The 20,183-nt window shown below is 74.7% G+C and carries 18 protein-coding genes and 1 pseudogene; 8 read left to right on the forward strand and 11 right to left on the reverse strand.

The window, feature by feature from the left end:
• From trpA to trpC, 3 genes are all read right to left on the reverse strand, one after another.
• Positions 1-769 (reverse strand): tryptophan synthase subunit alpha (trpA, locus tag F6X68_RS11495; protein WP_151454261.1); only part of this gene is annotated, 769 nt, incomplete at its 3' end.
• 4 nt (positions 770-773) lie between these two features.
• Positions 774-2,012, reverse strand: a complete 1,239-nt coding sequence (gene trpB / locus F6X68_RS11500; protein WP_151454262.1) for a tryptophan synthase subunit beta — start codon at positions 2,010-2,012, stop codon at positions 774-776.
• A 188-nt stretch (positions 2,013-2,200) separates the two neighbouring features.
• Entirely contained in the window at positions 2,201-3,004 is an 804-nt protein-coding gene (gene trpC, locus F6X68_RS11505) for an indole-3-glycerol phosphate synthase TrpC (RefSeq protein ID WP_192581374.1), read from the reverse strand.
• A 488-nt stretch (positions 3,005-3,492) separates the two neighbouring features.
• Here trpC and F6X68_RS11510 point away from each other — a divergent pair, with 488 nt between their 5' ends.
• Positions 3,493-3,750: a hypothetical protein gene (locus tag F6X68_RS11510; protein WP_151454286.1), complete on the forward strand. Its 258-nt coding sequence runs from the start codon at positions 3,493-3,495 to the stop codon at positions 3,748-3,750.
• Here the strand turns inward: F6X68_RS11510 and F6X68_RS11515 are convergent.
• The 4 genes and pseudogenes from F6X68_RS11515 to F6X68_RS34185 form a co-directional block, all read right to left on the reverse strand.
• Positions 3,743-4,357 (reverse strand): Trp biosynthesis-associated membrane protein, encoded by a 615-nt coding sequence (locus F6X68_RS11515; RefSeq protein ID WP_151454264.1) that lies wholly within the window; start codon positions 4,355-4,357, stop codon positions 3,743-3,745. The genes F6X68_RS11510 and F6X68_RS11515 overlap by 8 nt on opposite strands.
• Positions 4,354-5,940, reverse strand: a complete 1,587-nt coding sequence (locus F6X68_RS11520) for an anthranilate synthase component I (protein WP_225852149.1) — start codon at positions 5,938-5,940, stop codon at positions 4,354-4,356. Before F6X68_RS11520 ends, F6X68_RS11515 begins: the two co-directional genes overlap by 4 nt.
• Entirely contained in the window at positions 5,937-6,374 is a 438-nt protein-coding gene (hisI, locus tag F6X68_RS34180) for a phosphoribosyl-AMP cyclohydrolase (protein ID WP_151454288.1), read from the reverse strand. Before hisI ends, F6X68_RS11520 begins: the two co-directional genes overlap by 4 nt.
• A gap of 180 nt (positions 6,375-6,554) precedes the next feature.
• Positions 6,555-7,151: pseudogene (locus tag F6X68_RS34185) on the reverse strand (phosphoribosyl-AMP cyclohydrolase); the annotation flags it as partial.
• 309 nt (positions 7,152-7,460) lie between these two features.
• Between F6X68_RS34185 and F6X68_RS11530 the strand changes: the two are divergent.
• From F6X68_RS11530 to F6X68_RS11540, 3 genes are all read left to right on the forward strand, one after another.
• A complete protein-coding gene (locus F6X68_RS11530) occupies positions 7,461-8,189 on the forward strand; it encodes an ABC transporter ATP-binding protein (RefSeq protein WP_151454265.1) in 729 nt (242 codons plus the stop codon).
• Complete coding sequence (locus tag F6X68_RS11535; RefSeq protein WP_151454266.1) at positions 8,186-8,941, forward strand: ABC transporter permease; 756 nt, start codon at positions 8,186-8,188, stop codon at positions 8,939-8,941. The genes F6X68_RS11530 and F6X68_RS11535 overlap by 4 nt, the downstream gene beginning before the upstream one ends.
• Positions 8,942-9,008: 67 nt before the next feature.
• A complete protein-coding gene (locus F6X68_RS11540) occupies positions 9,009-9,617 on the forward strand; it encodes a TetR family transcriptional regulator (protein WP_151454267.1) in 609 nt (202 codons plus the stop codon).
• A 26-nt stretch (positions 9,618-9,643) separates the two neighbouring features.
• Here F6X68_RS11540 and F6X68_RS11545 read toward each other — a convergent pair whose 3' ends face one another.
• The gene (locus F6X68_RS11545) at positions 9,644-10,402 is read right to left on the reverse strand and encodes a DUF2470 domain-containing protein (protein WP_151454268.1); all 759 of its coding nucleotides are present in this window, start codon (positions 10,400-10,402) and stop codon (positions 9,644-9,646) included.
• A gap of 68 nt (positions 10,403-10,470) precedes the next feature.
• On the opposite strand from F6X68_RS11545, the gene rpsD reads away from it, so the two are divergent.
• Positions 10,471-11,082 (forward strand): 30S ribosomal protein S4, encoded by a 612-nt coding sequence (rpsD, locus tag F6X68_RS11550; RefSeq protein ID WP_151454269.1) that lies wholly within the window; start codon positions 10,471-10,473, stop codon positions 11,080-11,082.
• Positions 11,083-11,162: 80 nt separating this feature from the next.
• Here rpsD and F6X68_RS11555 read toward each other — a convergent pair whose 3' ends face one another.
• A complete protein-coding gene (locus tag F6X68_RS11555) occupies positions 11,163-12,890 on the reverse strand; it encodes an ABC transporter ATP-binding protein (RefSeq protein WP_151454289.1) in 1,728 nt (575 codons plus the stop codon).
• Between the two features lie 136 nt (positions 12,891-13,026).
• Positions 13,027-14,907 carry an ABC transporter ATP-binding protein gene (locus F6X68_RS11560; RefSeq protein ID WP_151454290.1) on the reverse strand — a complete coding sequence of 627 codons (1,881 nt, stop codon included), beginning with the start codon at positions 14,905-14,907 and terminating at the stop codon, positions 13,027-13,029.
• A 145-nt stretch (positions 14,908-15,052) separates the two neighbouring features.
• Here F6X68_RS11560 and F6X68_RS11565 point away from each other — a divergent pair, with 145 nt between their 5' ends.
• The 3 genes from F6X68_RS11565 (at position 15,053) to F6X68_RS11575 (ending at position 18,737) form a co-directional block, all read left to right on the forward strand.
• Complete coding sequence (locus F6X68_RS11565; RefSeq protein WP_151454270.1) at positions 15,053-15,682, forward strand: TIGR03085 family metal-binding protein; 630 nt, start codon at positions 15,053-15,055, stop codon at positions 15,680-15,682.
• Positions 15,683-15,806: 124 nt separating this feature from the next.
• Positions 15,807-16,772 (forward strand): terpene synthase, encoded by a 966-nt coding sequence (locus F6X68_RS11570; protein ID WP_151454271.1) that lies wholly within the window; start codon positions 15,807-15,809, stop codon positions 16,770-16,772.
• Positions 16,773-16,910: 138 nt separating this feature from the next.
• Positions 16,911-18,737, forward strand: coding sequence for a long-chain fatty acid--CoA ligase (locus F6X68_RS11575; protein WP_151454272.1), 1,827 nt, complete (start codon positions 16,911-16,913; stop codon positions 18,735-18,737).
• A gap of 66 nt (positions 18,738-18,803) precedes the next feature.
• Here F6X68_RS11575 and F6X68_RS11580 read toward each other — a convergent pair whose 3' ends face one another.
• The gene (locus tag F6X68_RS11580; protein ID WP_225852150.1) at positions 18,804-20,117 is read right to left on the reverse strand and encodes a low temperature requirement protein A; all 1,314 of its coding nucleotides are present in this window, start codon (positions 20,115-20,117) and stop codon (positions 18,804-18,806) included.
• Positions 20,118-20,183: the final 66 nt, after the last annotated feature.

The raw sequence follows: 20,183 nt of genomic DNA on the forward strand, positions 1-20,183 counted from the left end.
CCGCGCTCAGCGCGCGCAGGGCGGCCAGCCCGGACTTCTCGTCGGGCGCGTCGAGCAGGCACCGGATCAGCGCGCTGCCGACGATGACGCCGTCGGCGTAGCCGGCGACCGTGCCGGCCTGCGCGCCCGTGCCGACGCCCAGCCCGACGCCGATCGGCAGGTCGGTGACCTCCCGCGTGCGGGAGACCAGGATCGGGGCCGCGTCGGAGGTCTTCGCCCGGGCGCCGGTGACGCCCATGATCGCGGTGGCGTAGACGAAGCCCCGGCAGTGCTCGACGGTCATCGCCAGCCGCGCGTCGGTCGAGGACGGCGAGACCAGGAAGGTGCGGTCCAGCCCGTACGCGTCCGAGGCGGCGAGCCACTCGCCGGCCTCCTCCGGGATCAGGTCCGGGGTGACCAGCCCGGTGCCCCCGGCCGAGGCGAGGTCCCGGGCGAAGGCGTCGACGCCGTAGCGCTCGACCGGGTTCCAGTAGGTCATGGTGACCACGGGCGCCCCGGTGGCCGCGACGGCCTCGATGACGCGCAGCGTGTCGCGGGTGCGTACGCCGCCGGCGAGGGCGATGTCGCTGGCCTTCTGGATCACCGGGCCGTCCATCACCGGATCCGAGTACGGGATCTCCACCTCGATGACGTCGACGCCGGCCTCGACCATCGCGGTCATCGCGGCGATGCTGCCCTCGACGGTCGGGAAGCCGGCCGGCATGCAGCCGACCAGCACGGCCCGCCCGTCGGCGCGGGCCTTGTCGAAGGCCACCCCGATCCGGCTCACGTTCTCACTGCTCCTTGTCGAGGATGCCGAAGTAGTCGCCGGCGGTGTGCACGTCCTTGTCGCCCCGGCCGGAGAGGTTGACCACGATCGTCGGCTCCCGGCCCAGCTCGGCGGTGAGCTTCGGCGCGATCTTCAGGGTGCCGGCGAGCGCGTGCGCGCTCTCGATCGCCGGGATGATGCCCTCGGTGCGGCAGAGCAACTCGAACGCCGCCATCGCCTCCTCGTCGGTGACCGGCAGGTACGTCGCCCGGCCGCTGTCGTGCAGCCAGGCGTGCTCCGGCCCGACGCCCGGGTAGTCCAGCCCGGCGGAGATCGAGTGCGACTCGCACGTCTGCCCGTCGGCGTCCTGGAGCACGTACGTCCGGGTGCCGTGCAGCACCCCGGCGGACCCGCCGGTGATGCTGGCCGCGTGCCGGCCGGTCTCCACCCCGTCGCCGCCGGCCTCGAAGCCGTAGAGCCGCACGTCGGGGTCGCCGACGAAGGCGTGGAAGATGCCCAGCGCGTTGGAGCCGCCGCCGACGCAGGCGGTGACGGCGTCCGGCAGCGCGCCAGTCAGGTCCAGGCACTGCTGGCGCGCCTCGTCGCCGATGCCCCGGACGAAGTCGCGGACCATCGCCGGGAAGGGGTGCGGCCCGGCGGCGGTGCCGATCAGGTAGTGGGTGTCGTCGACGTTGGCGACCCAGTCGCGCATCGCCTCGTTCATCGCGTCCTTGAGGGTGCGCGAGCCGTTGGTGACGGGGACGACGGTGGCACCGAGCATCCGCATCCGGGCCACGTTGAGCGCCTGCCGCTCGGTGTCGACCTCGCCCATGTAGACCACGCAGTCGAGATCGAACAGGGCGGCGGCGGTGGCGGTGGCGACGCCGTGCTGGCCGGCCCCGGTCTCCGCGATCACCCGGCGCTTGCCCATCCGCCTGGTCAGCAGGGCCTGGCCGAGCACGTTGCGCACCTTGTGCGCCCCCGTGTGGTTGAGGTCCTCCCGCTTGAGCAGCACCCGCGCGCCCAGCTTGGCGGAGAACCGCTCCGCCGCGTAGAGCAGCGAGGGAGTGCCGGCGTAGTCGCGCAGCAGGGCGCCGAACTCGGCCCGGAACGACTCGTCGGCCATCGCCGCGCGGTGCGCCGCGTCCAGCTCGTCGAGCGCCGCGACCAGTGCCTCCGGTACGAACCGGCCGCCGAACCGGCCGAAGTGACCGGCGGAGTCAGGCAGCGGACCGGCCGCGGCGGCCGTCACGTCGGCGCTCATGCCGGCACTCCGCTTCGCTCCGTGCCGCCATGAGGCAACTCCGCACTGAGCCTGATGACTCGCTCGCTCCGCTCGCTCATGCCGGCACTCCGCTTCGCTCCGTGCCGCCATGAGGCAACTCCGCACTGAGCCTGAAGATTCGCTCGCTCATGGGATCGTCCTCTCGGTGCTGACGAACCGGCGCGAGGTCAGCGCACCGGGCGGGGCGTGGCCGGGTGGTTGCCGGCGTTGACCAGCTCGGCCACCGCCTCGCGGGGGCTCTTCTGGGTGACCAGACCCTCGCCGACCAGGACCGCGTCGGCGCCGGCCGAGGCGTACCGGATGAGGTCGTGCGGGCCGCGCACCCCCGACTCGGCGATCTTGACGACGCTGCTGGGCAGGCCGGGCGCGATCCGCTCGAACACCGAGCGGTCGACCTCAAGGGTACGCAGGTTGCGGGCGTTGACCCCGATGACCTGGGCGCCGGCCTCCAGGGCGCGGTCGGCCTCCTCCTCGTCGTGGACCTCGACCAGCGCGGTCATGCCCAGCGACTCGATCCGCTCCAGCAGGCCGACGAGGGCGTTCTGCTCCAGCGCGGCGACGATCAGCAGCACCAGGTCGGCACCGTGCGCGCGGGCCTCGTGCACCTGGTAGCTGGAGACGACGAAGTCCTTGCGCAGCACCGGGATGCGGACGGCGGCGCGGACGGCGGCCAGGTCGTCGAGCGAGCCGCCGAACCAGCGGCCCTCGGTGAGCACGCTGATCGCCCGCGCCCCGCCGGCGGCGTAGTCGCCGGCCAGGTCGGCCGGGTCGGCGATCTCGGCCAGCCGCCCCTTGGACGGCGACGAGCGCTTCACCTCGGCGATCACCGCGACGCCCGGCTTGCGCAGGGCCGCGTACGCGTCGAGCGGCGGCGGCGCGGCGGCGGCCAGTTCGCGGATCCGCTCCAGCGGAACCTGCTCCTGGCGCCGGGCGACGTCCTCGCGCACGCCGGCCAGGATCTCGTCGAGCACGCCTACGGACGCTGCCGTACCGGCGTCGTCCCCCTCCGCGTGCGCATGCTCAGCAGTCACCAACGGACTCCCCTCTCCGGGTGTCATGGGCCGATGCTAGGGGGCGCCACCTGGCGACGGCCGCCGGGGGTATGGCGTGCCTCACGAGATGGGCTGGGGCATAATGGCCGACCTCCGGTGAACGGAATGTCACGCAGGGCGACCGCACCCAGCGACGAAAGACACCCGACCATTCCCGCCCCCACCCCCGGTCATCGACGTGATCCTATCTGAGGGCACGGCCGGCCGCCCGGCCCGGCGACCGCCGCGGACGCCGGTCGATGGTGTGACCTACCTCAAGGCCGAACGGCCCTTTGCCTGGTGGCGGCCCTGCGCGCAGTGTTGACGTGTCGGTCACCACGGCGAAACGTGAACCAGCCAGCATCGTCCTCGGGCAGACTCGATGACGCGCCTGCCCCACCGTCACCAACGATCCTCGCGGGGTGATCATGAGCACTGTCGAGCCGCACCAGCCCATCGGACTGACGACCGTCTCGCGCACGGTCGCATCGCTCGCCGTCGGCGTGGTCCACACCCTCGAGCGCGCCGTGGTGGGCGAGGCCCGCATGCGAACCGCGCGGGGCAACGCCTGGGAGGCGGTCTGCGCCGACCGGGCCCGGGCCGAGCAGCGGGCCGAGCTGGACCGCCTGGTGGCGGAGCTGGCGGCGGCCCGGGCCGCCGCCCGCGAGCACCAGCCGGTCAGCTGACCGTCGGGTCCTCGCCCCGGTCCAGCGCGTCCCACGCCTCGGTGGTGTGCCGGCCGGTGACCCGGTCGCCCTCGCCGCGGGCGGCGGGCGCGGCGTCGCCCGCGGGCCGCCGCTCGTAGCGGGCGCCCATCGCCGGCCAGTGCCGCCCCCGCAGCGCCGTCAGCAGCCCGCCCGCCGTGGCGAGCACCCCGCCGAGCAGGCAGAGCGCCGGCCACTGCCGGGCGACCTCGCCCTCGAACGCCGCGACCAGGCCGTAGCCGCCGCCGGCCGCCACGGCCGCGCCGAGCACGCACAGCAGCCCGCCCAGCAGCCGCCGCGCCCGTCCCCGGGTGGCGAGCACGGCCCCGCCGCCGGCCAGCCCGACCAGGGCCAGCGCCGGCAGCCAGGGCAGCAGGCCGGCGCCCGTGCGGGCGTCGCGTACCGGCGGCAGCGGGGTGGGCCGGGTGGTCAGCTCGACCGCCCAGGTGCGGGTCGACGCCCACAGCGCCAGGCCCGCGCCGGCCACGCAGAGCAGCACGGCGTACGTCAGCTCGCGCCGGTGCGTGCCGGACCGCGCGCCCCCGCCCGCGTCGGCGGCCGGAGTCGTCCCCGGCTCGGCGGCCGTCATCGGGCGGGCCGGAGGGTCTCGGCGGCGGCGATGGCGGCGAGCACGGCCGCGGCCTTGTTCCGGGTCTCCTGGTCCTCGGCTGCCGGGTCGGAGTCGGCCACCACCCCCGCCCCGGCCTGCACGTACGCCCTGCCGTCGCGCATCAGCGCGGTGCGGATCGCGATCGCCATGTCCAGGTCACCGCCGAAGCCGAAGTAGCCCACGGTGCCGCCGTAGATGCCGCGCCGGACCGGTTCCAGCTCCTCGATGATCTCCATGGCCCGCACCTTGGGCGCGCCGGAGAGGGTGCCGGCGGGGAAGGTCGCGGCCAGCGCGTCGAAGGCCGTACGGTCCTCGCGCAGCGTGCCGACCACGGTCGAGACGATGTGCATGACGTGGCTGTAGCGCTCGATGGTGGCGAACTCCGGCACCTCCACCGTGCCCGGGCGGCAGACCCGGCCCAGGTCGTTGCGCCCCAGGTCGACCAGCATCACGTGCTCGGCGCGCTCCTTCGGGTCGGCGAGCAGCTCCGCGGCGAGGCGGGCGTCGGCCTCGGGGGTGCCGCCGCGCGGCCGGGTGCCGGCGATCGGGTGCAGCAGCGCCCGCTGCCGCCCCTCGGCGTCGCTGGTCACCTTCAGGTGCGCCTCCGGCGAGGAGCCGACGATGTCGAAGCCGTCGAAGCGCAGCAGGTACATGTACGGGCTGGGGTTCGTCGTGCGCAGCACGCGGTAGACGTCCAGCGGGTCGGCGTGCGTGTCCCGCTCGAACCGCTGGGCCAGCACGATCTGGAAGCACTCGCCGGCCCGGATCGCCTCCTTGGCCGCCTCGACGGCCTTCGGGTAGCCGCCCTCGGGCGTACGGCTGCGCACCTCGCCCGCCGGGGGCCGCCCGACGGTCGAGACCATCGGCGGGATCGGCCGCGACAGCGCGGTGGTCATCGCGTCGAGCCGCCCGACCGCGTGGTGGTAGGCCGCCGTGACCTGGGCGTCCCGGTCCGGCTCGGCCAGCGGCGGCAGGATCGCGTTGGCGACGAGGATCGCCGAGCCGTCGTAGTGGTCGAGGACCACCAGGTCGGTGGCGAGCATCATGCCCAGCTCGGGCACGCCCAGGTCGTCCTCGGTCAGCTCGGGCAGCCGCTCGAAGCGCCGGATCAGCTCGTAGCCCAGGTAGCCGACCATGCCGCCGGTCAGCGGGGGCATGCCGCTGGCCGCGTCGAACGCCGGGCCGGCGAGCGCCTCGACGGTCTCGCGCAGCACCTGGACCGGGTCGCCGGAGGTGGGCAGGCCGGCCGGTGGATGGCCCGTCCACACCGCCGCGCCGTCCCGCTCGGTCAGCGTGGCGCTGCTGCGTACGCCGATGAACGAGTAGCGCGACCAGGCCAGGCCGGCCGAGCCGACGCCCTGCTCGGCCGACTCCAGCAGGAACGTCCCCGGGCCGCCGGCGAGCTTGCGGTAGACGCCGACGGGGGTCTCCGCGTCGGCGAGCAGCCGGCGGGTGACCGGCACGACCCGCCAGCGGGCGGCCAGCTCGGCGAAGGTGGCGAGGTCGGGGCTGACCGCGCCGTCGGTGCGGGAGCCGCCGGGCGTGATCCGCTGCGCGCTCACCGGGCACCCGCCCCGTCCCCGCCGACCGGCAGTTCGGTGAAGAAGCAGGTGCGGTGCCCCGTGTGGCAGGCCGCGCCGACCTGGTCGACGTCGACCAGCAGCGCGTCGCCGTCGCAGTCCAGCGCCACCGCGCGGACGTACTGGTGGTGCCCCGAGGTGGCGCCCTTGACCCAGTACTCCTGGCGGCTGCGCGACCAGTAGGTGGCCCGGCCGGTGGTCAGGGTGCGGTGCAGCGCCTCGTCGTCCATCCAGGCGACCATCAGCACCTCACCCGAGTCGTGCTGGCGCACCACGGCGGCCACCAGGCCGTCGGGGGTGCGGCGCAGCCGGGCGGCGATGGCCGGGTCGAGCCGGGACGGACGGACCGCGCCGTCGGCCGCGGGCTCCTGCGGACTGGGGTGGGCGCCGGTCACGGGCGCGTCAGGTACGGGCACAGTGACCCATTGTCCCGCACGCGGGGCGGGCACGGGTGACGGCTCCCGCCGGGGCCGCGGCGGCCGGTGGGCGGGCCGGGTCAGCTGGTCGACGTAGCGGTCCAGCCGGCCGTCGGTCAGGGCGTCGGCCAGGTCCCCGCCGGCGGCCCGCGCGACCTCGGCGGCGTACGGGCGGACCAGCGGCAGGACGCCGGTGACGAGGCGGGCCGCGGCGGCGCAGAGCTGGCCGACGGAGCCGGGCCGCAGGCCGAGGCAGAGCAGCAGGTCCTCCCGGTAGTGCGGGGGCGCCACCGGCAGGTCGAGGGCGGCGGCGAAGGCCGCCCGCCGGGACGTCACCCGGACCGTGGGGTTGGCCAGCCGCAGGACCGACGGGCAGAGCCGGGCCAGATCGGCGGCGGCCAGCCGGACGCCGAGGTGGTCGTCGGCGTCCCGCGCGCCGGCCACCTTACCGAGCGTCGCGATCAGCTCCTCCAGCTGCGGCTCGCCGGCGGGGTGGCAGAGCACCGGCAGGTCGATCCGGGGCCGCCAGTGCGGGTCCGCCCACAGCAGCCGGACCGGCGCCGTCACCGGCAGCCCGAACGCCCATTCGGCGGGCTCGCCGAGGCGGGTCAGCCAGGAGTTCACGTCGCGGGCGGCCACCGAGACGTGGGTCAGCCGGCCCCCGTGCTCGGCCAGGAACGCCCGGCGGGCGGCGTACGGGGCGCCGTCGAGCAGCACGTCGACGTCGACGTCGCTGTGTGCGGTGGCGGCCCGCCGGGCGTGGCTGCCGCGCAGCATGATGCCCACCACGGGCTGCTCGGCACCGGCCCGCAACCGGGCCGCCCATTCGCCGAGGAACCTCTCGTCCGGTGACGCAGCGTGACCCACGGCGCCATCGTGCCGTACGTCCGATCAGGGCGCAATGCCCGATGGTACGCCTGATGCCCGTTGGCGGACCCGCTGTCCGGGTCCGAAGGCTAATGCCCGACCGATCTCCCCGCCGCGCCGGGGGTCCGTGCGGGTGGACCGGGGTCGACCGTTGCGGCCCGGCGGGCGTCTCCGTTAGCGTCGAGTTCAACGGATGATGAGTTTCCCCGGGAGGCGCCGGTGGACGAGGCGATCGCCGTACGCGACCTGGTCGTCGAGCGGGGCGGGCGGCGGGTGCTGCACGGCGTCAGCGCGGACGTGCCGCGCGGTTCGGTCACCGGGCTGCTCGGCCCGAGCGGCAGCGGCAAGACCACACTGCTGCGGGCGGTGGTCGGCGTGCAGGTGGTCGGCGCCGGCTCGGTGACCGTGCTGGGGCGCCCCGCCGGGTCGCCGGAGCTGCGCCGCCGCGTCGGCTACCTCACCCAGGCGCCCAGCGTCTACGCCGACCTGACGGTGCGCGAGAACGCGCGCTACTTCGCCGCCCTGCACGGCCGGGGGCGGGCCGAAGCCGACCGGGCGGTCGCCGAGGTCGGGCTCGCCTCGGCCGCCGGCCAACTGGTCGGCACCCTCTCCGGCGGGCAGCGCAGCCGGGCGTCGCTGGCCTGCGCCCTGGTCGGGGAGCCGGAACTGCTCGTCCTCGACGAACCGACCGTCGGCCAGGACCCGGTGCTGCGGGCCGACCTGTGGGCCCGGTTCCACGCCATGGCCGCCGCCGGCACCACCCTGCTGGTCTCCAGCCACGTCATGGACGAGGCGGCCCGCTGCGACCGGCTGCTGCTGATCCGCGAGGGGCGGCTGATCGCCGACGACACCCCCGACGCGGTCCGCGCCGCCGCCGGCACCGACGACCTGGACGAGGCGTTCCTGCGGTTGATCAGGGCGGGCGCCGCCGGACGGGAGGCGTCGTGAACCCCCGGATCCTGGCCGCCACCACCGGCCGCATCCTGCGCCAACTGCGGCACGACCGGCGCACCGTGGCGCTGCTGCTGGTGGTCCCGTCGGTGCTGCTCGCCCTGGTCCACGCCATGTACGTCGACCAGCCCGCCCCGCCGGGGCAGCCGTCGACCTTCGACCGGGTCGCCCTGGTGATGCTCGGCTTCTTCCCCTTCGTGATCATGTTCCTGGTGACCAGCATCGCGATGCTGCGCGAGCGCACCACGGGCACGCTGGAGCGGCTGCTCACCACCCCGCTGGGCAAGCTCGACCTGCTCTTCGGCTACGGCATCGCGTTCGGGCTGGCCGCGGTGGTCCAGGCGGTCGTCGCGTCCGTGGTCGCGTACGGCGTCTTCGGGCTGGAGACCGCCGGACACAGCGGGCTGGTGGTGCTGGTCGCCGCGCTGAACGCCGTGCTCGCCGTCGCCCTCGGGCTGTTCTGCAGCGCCTTCGCCCGCACCGAGTTCCAGGCCGTACAGTTCATGCCGGTCGTGGTCGTGCCCCAGTTGCTGCTCTGCGGGCTCTTCGTGCCCCGGGGCGAGATGGCGGGCTGGTTGCAGGCGGTCAGCGACGTGCTGCCCCTGTCGTACGCCGTCGAGGCGCTCCAGGAGGTCGGCGCCCACGCGGAGCCGACCGGCACGATGTGGCGGGACGTGGCGGTGGTCGCCGGCGCGGCGGCGCTGGCGCTGGTGCTCGCCGCGGCCACCCTCCGGCGGCGCAGCGGCTGAGCCGCCGACCCGACCGGCGGGCCGCGACGCGGCCGGCGGCGGGACGACGGTGGAGCGAAGGGCGACGATGGCGCGGCGGACCGGACGACGACCCGGCAACCCGGACACCCGGCAGGCCATCCTCGACGCGGCCCGCGCCGCCTTCGCCGAGCGGGGCTTCGACGGGGCCTCGATCCGGGCCGTCGCCGCCGCCGCGCAGGTGGACCCGGCGCTGGTGCACCACTACTTCGGCAGCAAGGACCGGCTCTTCCTGGCCGCGATGCACGCGCCGGTCGACCCGGCCGAGCTGCTGCCGAGGGTGCTCGCGGGCGACCGCGCGGGTCTCGGGGAGCGGCTGGTGCGCACCTTCCTCGGCGTCTGGGACTCCCCGGCCGGCACCGCCGGCGTGGCCCTGCTGCGCTCGGCGGTGAGCAACGAGTGGACCGCCCGGCTGCTGCGGGAGTTCCTGGTCACCCAGGTGCTGCGCAGGATCCTCGACCAGCTCGACGTCGACCCGGCCGAGCTGCCGCTGCGCGGCTCACTGGTGGCCAGCCAGCTGATCGGGCTGGCCGTGATGCGGCACGTGGTCCGGCTGGAACCGGTCGCCTCGGCCGCCCCGGAGACCCTCGTCGCGGCGGTCGGCCCCACCGTGCAGCGCTACCTGACGGGCGATCTCGCCGAGGTCTTCGCCGGCTGACCGGACGGCCGGGCGACGGCGCCCGGTCAGGCGTGGTCGGCGTGCCGGGACGGGGCGTGCCGGCAGACCAGCGGATGCAGGAGCCGGGTCAGCTCCGCCTGGCAGTCCAGCGGACGCGGGAACGCCAGCCGGACGCGGCGGCGGGCGCCGGGCCGGCCGTGGACGACCAGCAGGCCGTACCGGTCGATCCGGACCACCCGGGGCGCGGTGTCGATGCCGCCGTCGGCGAGGCCGAGCTGGCGGCGCAGGTACCCGGCCACCTCGGCGGCGTGGTGGTCGGCGAGGTCGGCCAGCAGCTCGGCCTCGACGGCGTGCAGCGGGTCGGGCTCCGCCTCGGCGTACGCCTCGGGGTCGATGCGGCGGACGGTGTCGCCGCGTTCCCAGCGGGCCTCGACCACCTCGAAGCGGTGCAGCCGGAACCGGGTGCCGACGTCGAGCAGGTCACCGGCCGGCTCCACGGCCGCGAAGTCCAGCGCGGCGCGGCGCTCCTCGTCGCCGTCCAGCCGGGCCGCCCAGCCGGAGACCCAGGCCCGGCCGAGGCTCGGCGCGCCGGCGGCGGGCGGCAGGTCCAGCACGTCCAGCACCAGCGCGACCTCGGAGTCGCCGTCGGCGGGGCGCAGCGCGGCGGCGAGGTCGCTGACGACCGGCACCAGCAGTAGCACCCGACCGTCCGGATCGGTCACGTGCCGGACCTGGTGCGGGCCGGGCCGGTGCGCGACGTGGGCGATGCCGGGCAGCCGGCCCGCGACGAGGGTGCGGACGATCTCCGCCGGGCTGGGCCGCATGAACGACTCCTTCGTAGGTTAGCCTTACCTAACTCGGAGACTAGAGCACCGGATCGGAGACGTCCAGCGTGAACCAACCCAGGCCCAAGGCCCGCCTCTCCCGCGCCCTCGGCATCCCCCTCACCCGCAAGTGCGTGCGGTACTTCGAGCGGCGCCCCTTCCCGCCCGGAGTGCACGGCCGGCAGCGCCGCAAGACCTCGGACTACCAGGTGCGACTGCTGGAGAAGCAGCGCCTGCGCCACCAGTACAACGTCAGCGAGACCCAGCTACGGCGCGCCTTCGACGAGGCCGCCCGGAGCGCGGGCAAGACCGGCGAGAGCCTGGTCGCGCTCCTGGAGCGACGGCTCGACGCGGTGGTGCACCGGGCCGGCCTGACCCGCAGCATCTACCAGGCCCGGCAGCTCGTCGCGCACGGCCACTTCACCGTCGACGGGCGCAAGGTCGACCGGCCGTCGTACCGGCTGCGTCCGGGACAGGTGGTGGCCGTCCGCGAACGCAGCCGCACGACCCTGCCGTTCCAGCTCGCCGCCGCGGGCGCCAACGCCACCGAGGGACCCGGCCAGCCGTACCTGTCGGTGGAGCTGGCCGAGCTGCGGACCACGTTGCTGCGCGAGCCCGCCCGGCACGAGGTGCCGGTGATCTGCGACGAGCAGCTGGTGGTGGAGTTCTACTCCCGCTGACCACCGCGCGGCCCGGTACACCGCCGGGCCGCGCGCCGCACGGGCCCGACGCCCGCGCCGGAACGGCTCAGCGGGATGGCTCAGCGGGTCTGCTCCAGCCAGGAGGCGTAGAGCAGGCCGTAGACCGACTCCGGGTCGCGGACCAGCTCGTCGTGCGGACCGCGCTGCACGATCCGGCCCTTGTCCACCACGATCACCTCGTCGGCGGCCTGCGCCGTGGAGAGCCGGTGCGCGATCGCGAGGGTGGTGCGCCCCCGGGTCACCGCGTCCAGGGTGCGTTGCAGCCGCACCTCCGTGGCCGGGTCGACCGCGCTGGTCGCCTCGTCCAGCACCAGCAGGTCCGGGTCGGCCACGTACGCGCGGGCCAGCGCCACCAGCTGGCGCTCCCCCACGCTCAGCGCCTCGCCGCGCTCCCCCACCGGCGTGTGCAGGCCCGACGGAAGCCCGTCCAGCCAGTCCGCCAGCCCCAGCTCGGTGAAGGCCGCCGAGAGCTGCGCGTCCGTCAGCTCCGGGCGGGCGAAGCGGACGTTCTCCGCCACCGTGGCGTCGAAGAGGAAGCCGTCCTGCGGCACCATCACCACCCGCGAGCGCAGCGAGCCGAACCGGACCCGCTCCAGCGGCACGCCGGAGAGCAGCACCTGGCCGGCGGTCGGGTCCATCAGGCGGGTGAGCAGCTTGGCGAAGGTGGTCTTGCCGCTGCCCGTCTCCCCCACCACCGCCACCCGGCTCTTCGCCGGGATCTCCAGGCTGACGTCGTGCAGCACGGGCGGACCCCCCGGGTACGCGAAGCGCACCCCCGCGAAGCGGATGTCCAGCGGGCCGGACGGCAGCTCGCGCCCCTGCTCGCCCGGGTCGGCGACGTCCGGCTCGACGTCCAGCACGTCCAGCACCCGGCGCCAGCCCGCGATGGCGTTCTGCGCCTCGTTGAGCACCTCGGTGGCGATCTGCACCGGCTGGATGAAGAGCGTGACCAGGAAGAGGAAGGCGGTCACCTCGCCGATGCTCAGGGTGCGGTCGGCGCCGAGGGTCACCCCGAGCACCACCACGCCGGCCAGCGCCAGGCCGGCCGCCAGCTCCCCGACCGAGCTGCCCATGATGCTGATCCTGATCGCCCGCTGCTGGGCCCGACGCTGGCCGTCGATCGCCTCGTCGAGCCGGCGGGCCGTCCGGCCGGCGATCCCGTAGGCCCGGATCACCGGCGCGCCGACCACGCTCTCCCCGATCGCGCCGAGCAGCGTGCCTGTCCGCTGCCGGACCACCCCGTACGCCCCGGCGAGGCGGCGCTGGAGCCGCCGGATCACGAACACCGCGGGCAGGAAGGCGGCGAAGACCACCAGGGTCAGCTGCCAGGAGTACGCGAACATGACAAGCGTGGTGACCGCCAGCTGACCGAGGTTGATCACCAGGATCACGCCGCCCCACTGGAGGAACTGGGTGATCTGGTCGACGTCGCTGGTCACCCGGGAGACAAGCGAACCGCGCCGCTCCGACTGCTGGTGCAGCATCGACAGGTCGTGCACGTGCCGGAACGCCCGGATCCGCACGTTGGCCAGCGCGGTCTCGCTGACCGTGAAGAGCCGGCGCATCATCAGGTAGCCGCAGATCGTGGTCACCACCAGCACCGCGACGGTGGCGGCGACCACCGTCCAGACCACGCCCAGGTCCAGGCCGCCGACGATGCCGTTGTCGATGCCCTGCTGCACCGCCACCGGGACGGCCGCCCGGCCGACCATGTAGACCAGGGCCAGGCCGAGCGTGCCGGCCAGGCCGACCCGCAGCTCCGGGGAGAGCGCCAGACCGCGGCGCAGCGTCTGCCACGTCGTCTCGGTCGTCTCCGGAACGTCGACGGCCTCGGCCTCGGCCTTCCGCGTGTCCGTGGCAGTGGTCACCGGGCTTGCCTTTCGTTCGCGACTGCGGGGCTCCGCTGCGCTGCACTCCTCGCGCTCACCGGTCCACCTCGATTTCCAGGCCCGACGTCAGCGGGGCGACCTCGTCGTACGTCTCGTCCTTCGCGTGGTCGACCTCGGCCTGCTCGTAGGCGGTGACCAGGTCGGCGTAGCCCGGCACCGTGGCCAGCAGCTCGGTGTGCGGGCCGCGGGCGAGCACCCGGCCCTGTTCCAGGTAGACCACCTCGTCGGCCAGCGCGATGGTGGCCCGCCGGTAGGCGACCACCAGGATCGACGCCGCCGGCGCGCCGGCCTGCCCCGCCGAGGAGCGCAGCCCCGCCAGGATGGCCGCCTCCACGCGGGGGTCGACGGCGCTGGTCGCGTCGTCGAGGACCAGCAGGCGCGGCCGGCCGGCGAGCGCGCGGGCCAGGGTGAGCCGCTGCCGCTGGCCGCCGGAGAGCGAGGTGCCCCGCTCGCCGACCCTCGTGTCGAGACCGTCGGGCAGGGCCGCGACGAAGCCGTCCGCCTCGGCCAGCCGCAGCGCGGCCCAGACGTCGTCGTCGCCGATGCCCGGCCGGTCCAGGGTCACGTTGGCCCGCACCGTGTCGTCGAAGACGAACGGCACCTGGGCGACCAGCGCGGCGGTGCCCGCCAGCGAGGCGGCGGTGAGCCGGCGGACGTCCACCCCGTCCACGCACACCGTGCCGGCCAGCGGGTCGACCAGCCGCACGGCCAGCGCGGCGATCGTCGACTTGCCGGAGCCGGTCGGCCCGACCAGGGCGACGGTCTTCCCGGCGGGCACGGTGAAGGAGACGTCGCCGAGCACCTCCGTGCCGGGCAGGTGCGCCTCGGCAGGCTCGTAGCCGAACCGGACGCCCGCGAACGCGAGGGTGGCCGGGCGGGGGTCCGTCACGCCGAGCGCCGTGTCGCCGTACGCCATCTCGCCGGTCGCGTCGAGCACCCGGCGGACCCGGTCCCAGCCGGCGACGCTGCGCGGCAGCTCGGCCAGCACCCAGCCGATGGCCCGGACGGGGAACGCCAGCACCGTGAAGAGGAAGGCGACGCTGATCAGCTCGGCGACGCTGATCGCGCCCTGTTGCAGCCGGATCGCGCCGACCACCAGCACGGCGAGGGTGCCGAGGCTCGGCAGGGCCTCCAGCAGCGGGTCGAAGACGCCGCGCAGCCGCCCGACCGCCACCAGCGAGTCGCGCAGCTCTCCCGCGCGGGCGGCGAACCGGTCGGTCTCCTGCGCCTCCCGGCCCATCGTCTTGACGACCAGGGCACCGTCGAAGCTCTCGTGCGCGATGCCGCTGACCTCGGCGCGCAGCCGCTGGGCCCGGGCCTGGCGGGGGGCCATCCGGCGCGAGTAGGCGACGTTGAGCGCGAAGAGCGCCGGGAAGACCGCGACGCCGACCAGGGCCAGCGCCCAGTCGGTGGCGAAGAGCGACGCCACCGCGCCGACCAGCATCACCAGGGTGCCGACCGCGAACGGCAGCGGGGCGATCGGGTACCAGGCGGCCTCGACGTCGGAGTTGGCGTTGGACAGCAACGTGCCGGTGGCGTTGCGGTGGTGCCAGGACAGCGGCAGCTCCAGGTAGCGGCGGGTGACCCGGCGCCGGTAGGCGGCCTGGAGGCGGTACTGCATGTAACCCGCGCCGAGCCGGCGGCCGAAGATGCCGGCCACCCGCAGCACGCTGATGCCGAACAGCGCGACGGCCGCCAGGGCCAGCCCGCCGACCCCGACCTCGCCACGCTCGATCGCCGGCACCACCACGTCGCCGACCACGGCACCCACCACGTAGGCGCTGGCCACCGTCATGGCGCCGAAGAGCACACTGCCGCTCACCGCGACCGCGAAGATGCGCGGCTGCTCCCGGATCGCCCGCCCGAGGACGGCCAGCCCCCGCACCAGCACGTCCCGACTTGTCCTGCTCGCCACGCTCTCCCCCGCCGTAAGCCGCACCTATCCTCCTCATCCTTACCGGTCCGAGCCAGCTCCGCCGCCCCGGACCGCTATGTCCACCGTCACGGCCGCCCGGCCCGCTCAGCGCGCCGAGTGGGCCGGGCGCGCCTACGATCGGGGCATGCCGCGGTACGCCCGAACGGAGCGCGAGGCGCTCGTCGACCTGATGCAGACGCTCGGACCGGACGCGCCGACGGTCAACGAGGGATGGACCACCCGCGACCTCGCCGCCCACCTGGTGCTGCGCGAACGCCGGCCCGACGCCGCCGGCGGCATCGTGCTCCCGCCGCTGCGCGGCTACGCCGAGCGGGTGCGCCTGCGCGTCGCCGCGCGCCCCTGGCCACGCCTCCTCGAAGAGGTGCGCCGGCCGCCGGTGTGGAGCCCGGTCAGCAACCCGCTCACCGACGAGCTGGCCAACACGCTGGAGTTCTTCATCCACCACGAGGACGTGCGCCGCGCCAGCCCGGGCTGGCTCCCCCGCGACCTGGGGGCGGGGCTGAACGCGGCGCTCTGGAAGCGGTGCACCGGGCTGGCCCGGCTGGCGCTGCGCCGGTTCCCCGCGGACGTCTTCGTCCAGGCGCCCGGCTACGGGGAGCTTTCCGTCGGCCGGGGCGGCGAACCCGTTCGGGTGGTGGGGGCGCCGGGCGAGCTGGCCCTGTTCCTCAGCGGCCGGCAGCGGGTGTCCCGGGTGCAGATCGACGGGCCGGCGGCACCGGCCGAGCGGCTCCGGGGCGCCAACCTGGGCATGTGACGCACTGCGCGTTAACGGTCACAGCACAATCCGGAAAAGCGGTTACCCAACGATAGCGACCGATCCCTGCTCCCGTACGCTGTCCCGCGCCGTCCCGCCGTGGGGCGGCGCGACAGGGGGCACCATGCGGACCTTCGCGGTCTCGGCGCTACGGGAACCCCCCTTTCCCGCGCGCCAGCACGACGCCACCGCACGGGTGGCGCGGGAGAGCACCGAGTGGGCGCTCGGCCACGGGCTGATCGCTAACGGGCACCGGCTGCACCGGCTGCGCCGGGCCGACGCCGCCGGGCTGGCCGGGCGGGCCTGCCCGGAGGGCCCGGTGGAGGGGCTGCGGCTGCTGACCGACCTGGTCTCCTGGCTGTTCGTGATGGACGACGCCTGCGACGAGGACGGCCTCGGCGACTCCCCCACCCGGCTGGCGCCGACCGTCGCCGCCCTGCTGGACGTGCTGGACGGCCACGGGGGACGGGCCGACGCCCCGGCGACCGAGACGGAGACCATGGCCGGGCCGCTCGGCGAGGCGCTGGGCGACCTGTGCCGGCGGGCCCACGCCGCCGGCGGGCCCGTGGCGCTGCTGCGCTTCGTCGGCGAGGTGCGGGAGTATCTGCTGGCCCTGCTCTGGGAGGCGGCGAACCGGGAGCACGGGCGGGCGCCGGGGCTGGCCGAGTACGTCCAGATGCGCCGGCACACCGGAGGGGTCCACCCCAGCTTCACCCTCACGGAGCTGGCCGCCGGGGCGCTGCCGGACGCGACCCACCGCGCCGAGCCGTCGCTGGTCGCGCTCGACCTGCTCGCCGCCGACCTGGTCTGCTGGTGCAACGACGTCTTCTCGTACGGCAAGGAGCACCTCGCGCAGCCGGACGTGCACAATCTGGTCGCGGTGATCGCCGCGGGGCGGGCGGCCGGTGACGAGTCGTCGGCCCTGCGGGCGGCGGCCGACCGGTTCAACGAGGGCCTCTCGGCGTACCTGACGACGGAGGCGGCGCTGCTCGCCACCGGTGACGACGGCCTGCGGCCGGCCCTCACCGCGCGGCGCAACTGGATCCGGGCCACCTACGACTGGTCGCTGGAGGCGGCCCGGTACGCCTGAGCCGGGCGTCCATCCTCCGAGACGTGGCCCAGCCGTGATCCACAGGGCTAGCCGATGCCCGGGCGCAGGCAATACCCTTCGGTAACGAACGCCGACGTGACCGTGGTCACGTCTCCACCCCCGAAGGCGGCTACAGCGATGGCTCTCGATGTACCGTACCGTTCCATCCCCGACATGTTCCTCAAGCGCGTGGCGGCGTCCCCCGACCGCGACGCCTTCGCCCACCCGGCCCCCGACGACTCCGGGCCGGTGTGGCTGACCTGGGAGCAGATGGCCCGTCGCGCCAAGGCGGTCGCCGCCGGGCTGCACGGCCTCGGTGTCGGCCTGGAGGATCCGGTCGCGATCCTGGCGAACACCCGGCTCGACTGGGTGATCGCCGACCTCGGCATCATGTGCGCCGGCGGCGCGACCACCACCGTCTACCCCACCACGGAGCCCGACGACGCGACCTACATCATCGCCGACTCCGGCTCGCGGGTGCTGTTCGCCGAGAACCCGGCACAGGCCGCCAAGATCGCCGGTGCCGAGCTGCCGGCGCTGACCCACGTCGTGCTCTTCGACGGCGCCGCCGACCCGGCCGCCGCCGTCCCCCAGCTCACCCTCGCCGAGTTGGAGGAGCAGGGCACCCAGGCGCTGGCCGCCGAGCCCGACCTGATCGACATGCTGGTCGCCGGGATCGGTCCCGAGCACCTGGCCACGCTGATCTACACCTCCGGCACCACCGGGCGCCCGAAGGGCGTCGAGCTGCTGCACGGCGGCTGGTGCTGGGAGGGCGTGGCGCAGGTCGAGGTGGGGCTGCTCCGCGACGACGACCTGCAGTACCTCTGGCTCCCGCTGTCCCACTCGTTCGGCAAGACCCTGCTCTGCGGGGCGATCCACGTGGGCCTGCCGACGTACGTCGACGGCCGGGTCGACAAGCTGGTCGAGCTGCTCTCGGTGATCCGGCCGACGCTGATGTGCGGCGCGCCCCGGGTCTTCGAGAAGGTCTACAACAAGGCGGTGACCACCGCGCAGGCCGGCGGCGGCGCGAAGGCGAAGATCTTCGGCTGGGGCGTCCGGGTCGGCAAGGAGAAGGTCGCCCTGGAGCAGGCCGGCCGGCCGCTCCCGACGGGGCTGAAGCTGAAGTACACGGTGGCCGAGAAGCTGGTGTTCAGCAAGCTCCAGGCCCGCCTCGGCGGCCGGATCCGGGTGCTCGTCTCCGGCGCCGCCCCGCTCAGCCCGGAGATCGCCACCTTCTTCGCCGCGGCGAACCTGCCGATCTCCGAGGGCTACGGCCTCACCGAGACCAGCGCCGGCAACTTCGTCAACCCGCCGGTCGGGCTGCGGATCGGCACCGTCGGCAAGGCGATGGGCGACCTGGAGTGCCGGATCGACACCGACGGCGAGATCCTGGTGCGCGGCCGGCCGGTGATGCGCGGCTACCACAACCTGCCCGAGGAGACCGCCGCCGCGTTCACCGAGGACGGTTTCTTCCGCACCGGTGACATCGGCACCCTGGACTCCGACGGCTACCTGAAGATCACCGACCGGAAGAAGGACCTGGTCAAGACCTCGGGCGGCAAGTACATCGCGCCCTCGCACATCGAGGGGATGTTCAAGGCGACCTGCCCGTACACCTCCCAGGCGGTGGTGATCGGCCAGGCCCGCAACTACTGCACGATGCTGGTCACGCTGGACCCGGAGGCGATCAAGGGCTGGGCCGCCGGCACTCCCCTGGAGGGCCGCGACTACACCGAGATCGTCACCTCGCCGGAGGCGAAGGCCATGGTCGAGGGGTACGTGGCCGAGCTCAACGCCAAGCTCAACCGCTGGGAGACGATCAAGAAGGTCGCCATCCTGCCGCGCGACCTGACCATCGAGGACGGCGAGATCACCCCGTCGCTCAAGATCAAGCGCCGCGGCGTGGAGAGCAACTTCGCCGGCGAGATCGAGAAGATGTACGCGGGCACGCTGGCCGAGCTCTGAGCCCGCGACGTCGGCGGCCCCACGTTCCGTACGGGGTCGCCGACGTCGGACGGGCGGGGCGCCGTCTCACAGGTGGTGGCCCCGCCACCGCGTCTGCTCGGCCTCGGAGGCGAGCTGTTCCTCCAGCGCCACCTGCCGCACGCGCCGCCGCCGCGGGGCGTCGACGACCGTCTGCACCGCGACCGTCAGCACGGCGGCCACCGCCAGCATGGCCAGGGCGACCAGTTCCGGCAGTTGCCCGGCCACCGGGGTCAGCGCGACGAGCAGCAGGACCCCGCAGATCGACGGCCAGCGCGCCGCGCCCAGCATCCGGCTACCGAGCAGGATCAGCGTGAGCAGGTAGAGCGCGACCCCGCCGAAGAGGGCCAGCATGTCGAAGCCGGGCAGCGGCACCCCCCAGCTCGGGGTCGTCGGGTCGGCGCCCTCGTGGATCAGCCCCTTGAGGCCCAGGGCGAACAGGATCACGCCCGTGATCAACGGCAGGTGCAGGTAGGTGTACACGTCCCGGGCCAGCCCGGCGCGGGTACGCCGTTCCCGGGTGCGGTGCAGCACCTGCTCCATGGCCAGGGCGAGGGTGTCGAAGTACGCCCACCACAGTGCCGCGACCACCGCGATGCCGAGCAGCGCCGCGATGATCACCGGCCAGGTCAGCGGCAGGGCGGGGGTGGGGCCGGGCCCGATCCCCAACGCGATGATCGACTCGCCGAGCGCCACCATGATGATCAGCGCGTGCCGTTCGGCCCAGTGCCCCGCCGAGAGCACCGTCCAGCCCGCGCGGTGCTGGGCCAGGCCGGAGCCGTACTCGACGCCGAGCGCGGCGAGCCACAGCACCAGCCGCAGCATCATCTCGGCGCGGCCGTCGAGGAGGCGCTGCGGCACCAGCGCGGCGGTCAGGATGAGGCCCGTCGCCAGCAGGAACGGCAGGGCCAGCACGGGCATCCGCCGGCGCACCTCCCGGTCGGAGCGGACGGCCCAGAGGAAGACCGTCACCTGGGTCGCGCGGACCAGGAAGTAGCAGACGGCGAAGACCACCGGGCCGGGCAGCCCGCCGGGGCGGTCGACGAACGCCTTCGGCAGGCTCAGCGCGAGCACGAAGACGGCGGCGGAAACGACGAACCCGACCAGCGGCGCGAACCCCTGGTCGGTGCGGACCACGTTGCCCAGCGCGGCGAAGCCGCTCCAGCACCACCACAGCAGGGCGAGCACCACCAGGAGCTGGACCAGTCCGCGCGGGGTCGGGTTGTTGGCCGTCACCGTGGTGACGTTGAGGAAGGCGAAGACGAAGACGAGGTCGTAGAAGAGTTCGAGCCGGGTGGTGCGGGAGCCCGGTGCGCTCGGCAGGATCCCGCGCGGCCACCGCGCCCCCCGAACGTCCTCCACCTGCGCAGTCTCCCAGCCCCGCGGCGGGGCGCAGGCGCGATTGACCGACCCGGCGGCCCGTTCCGG

Source organism: Micromonospora sp. AMSO12t (genome assembly GCF_008806585.1).
GTDB classification, from domain to species: Bacteria; Actinomycetota; Actinomycetes; order Mycobacteriales; family Micromonosporaceae; genus Micromonospora; species Micromonospora reichwaldensis.

Coding starts and splice junctions, on each gene's coding strand:
- trpB (WP_151454262.1), bottom strand. CDS start 2,012: ATGAGCGCCGACGTGACGGCCGCCGCGGCCGGTCCGCTGCCTGACTCC.
- F6X68_RS11510 (WP_151454286.1), top strand. CDS start 3,493: ATGAGCACTGTCGAGCCGCACCAGCCCATCGGACTGACGACCGTCTCG.
- F6X68_RS11515 (WP_151454264.1), bottom strand. CDS start 4,357: ATGACGGCCGCCGAGCCGGGGACGACTCCGGCCGCCGACGCGGGCGGG.
- F6X68_RS11540 (WP_151454267.1), top strand. CDS start 9,009: ATGGCGCGGCGGACCGGACGACGACCCGGCAACCCGGACACCCGGCAG.
- F6X68_RS11545 (WP_151454268.1), bottom strand. CDS start 10,402: ATGCGGCCCAGCCCGGCGGAGATCGTCCGCACCCTCGTCGCGGGCCGG.
- F6X68_RS11565 (WP_151454270.1), top strand. CDS start 15,053: ATGCCGCGGTACGCCCGAACGGAGCGCGAGGCGCTCGTCGACCTGATG.
- F6X68_RS11570 (WP_151454271.1), top strand. CDS start 15,807: ATGCGGACCTTCGCGGTCTCGGCGCTACGGGAACCCCCCTTTCCCGCG.
- F6X68_RS11575 (WP_151454272.1), top strand. CDS start 16,911: ATGGCTCTCGATGTACCGTACCGTTCCATCCCCGACATGTTCCTCAAG.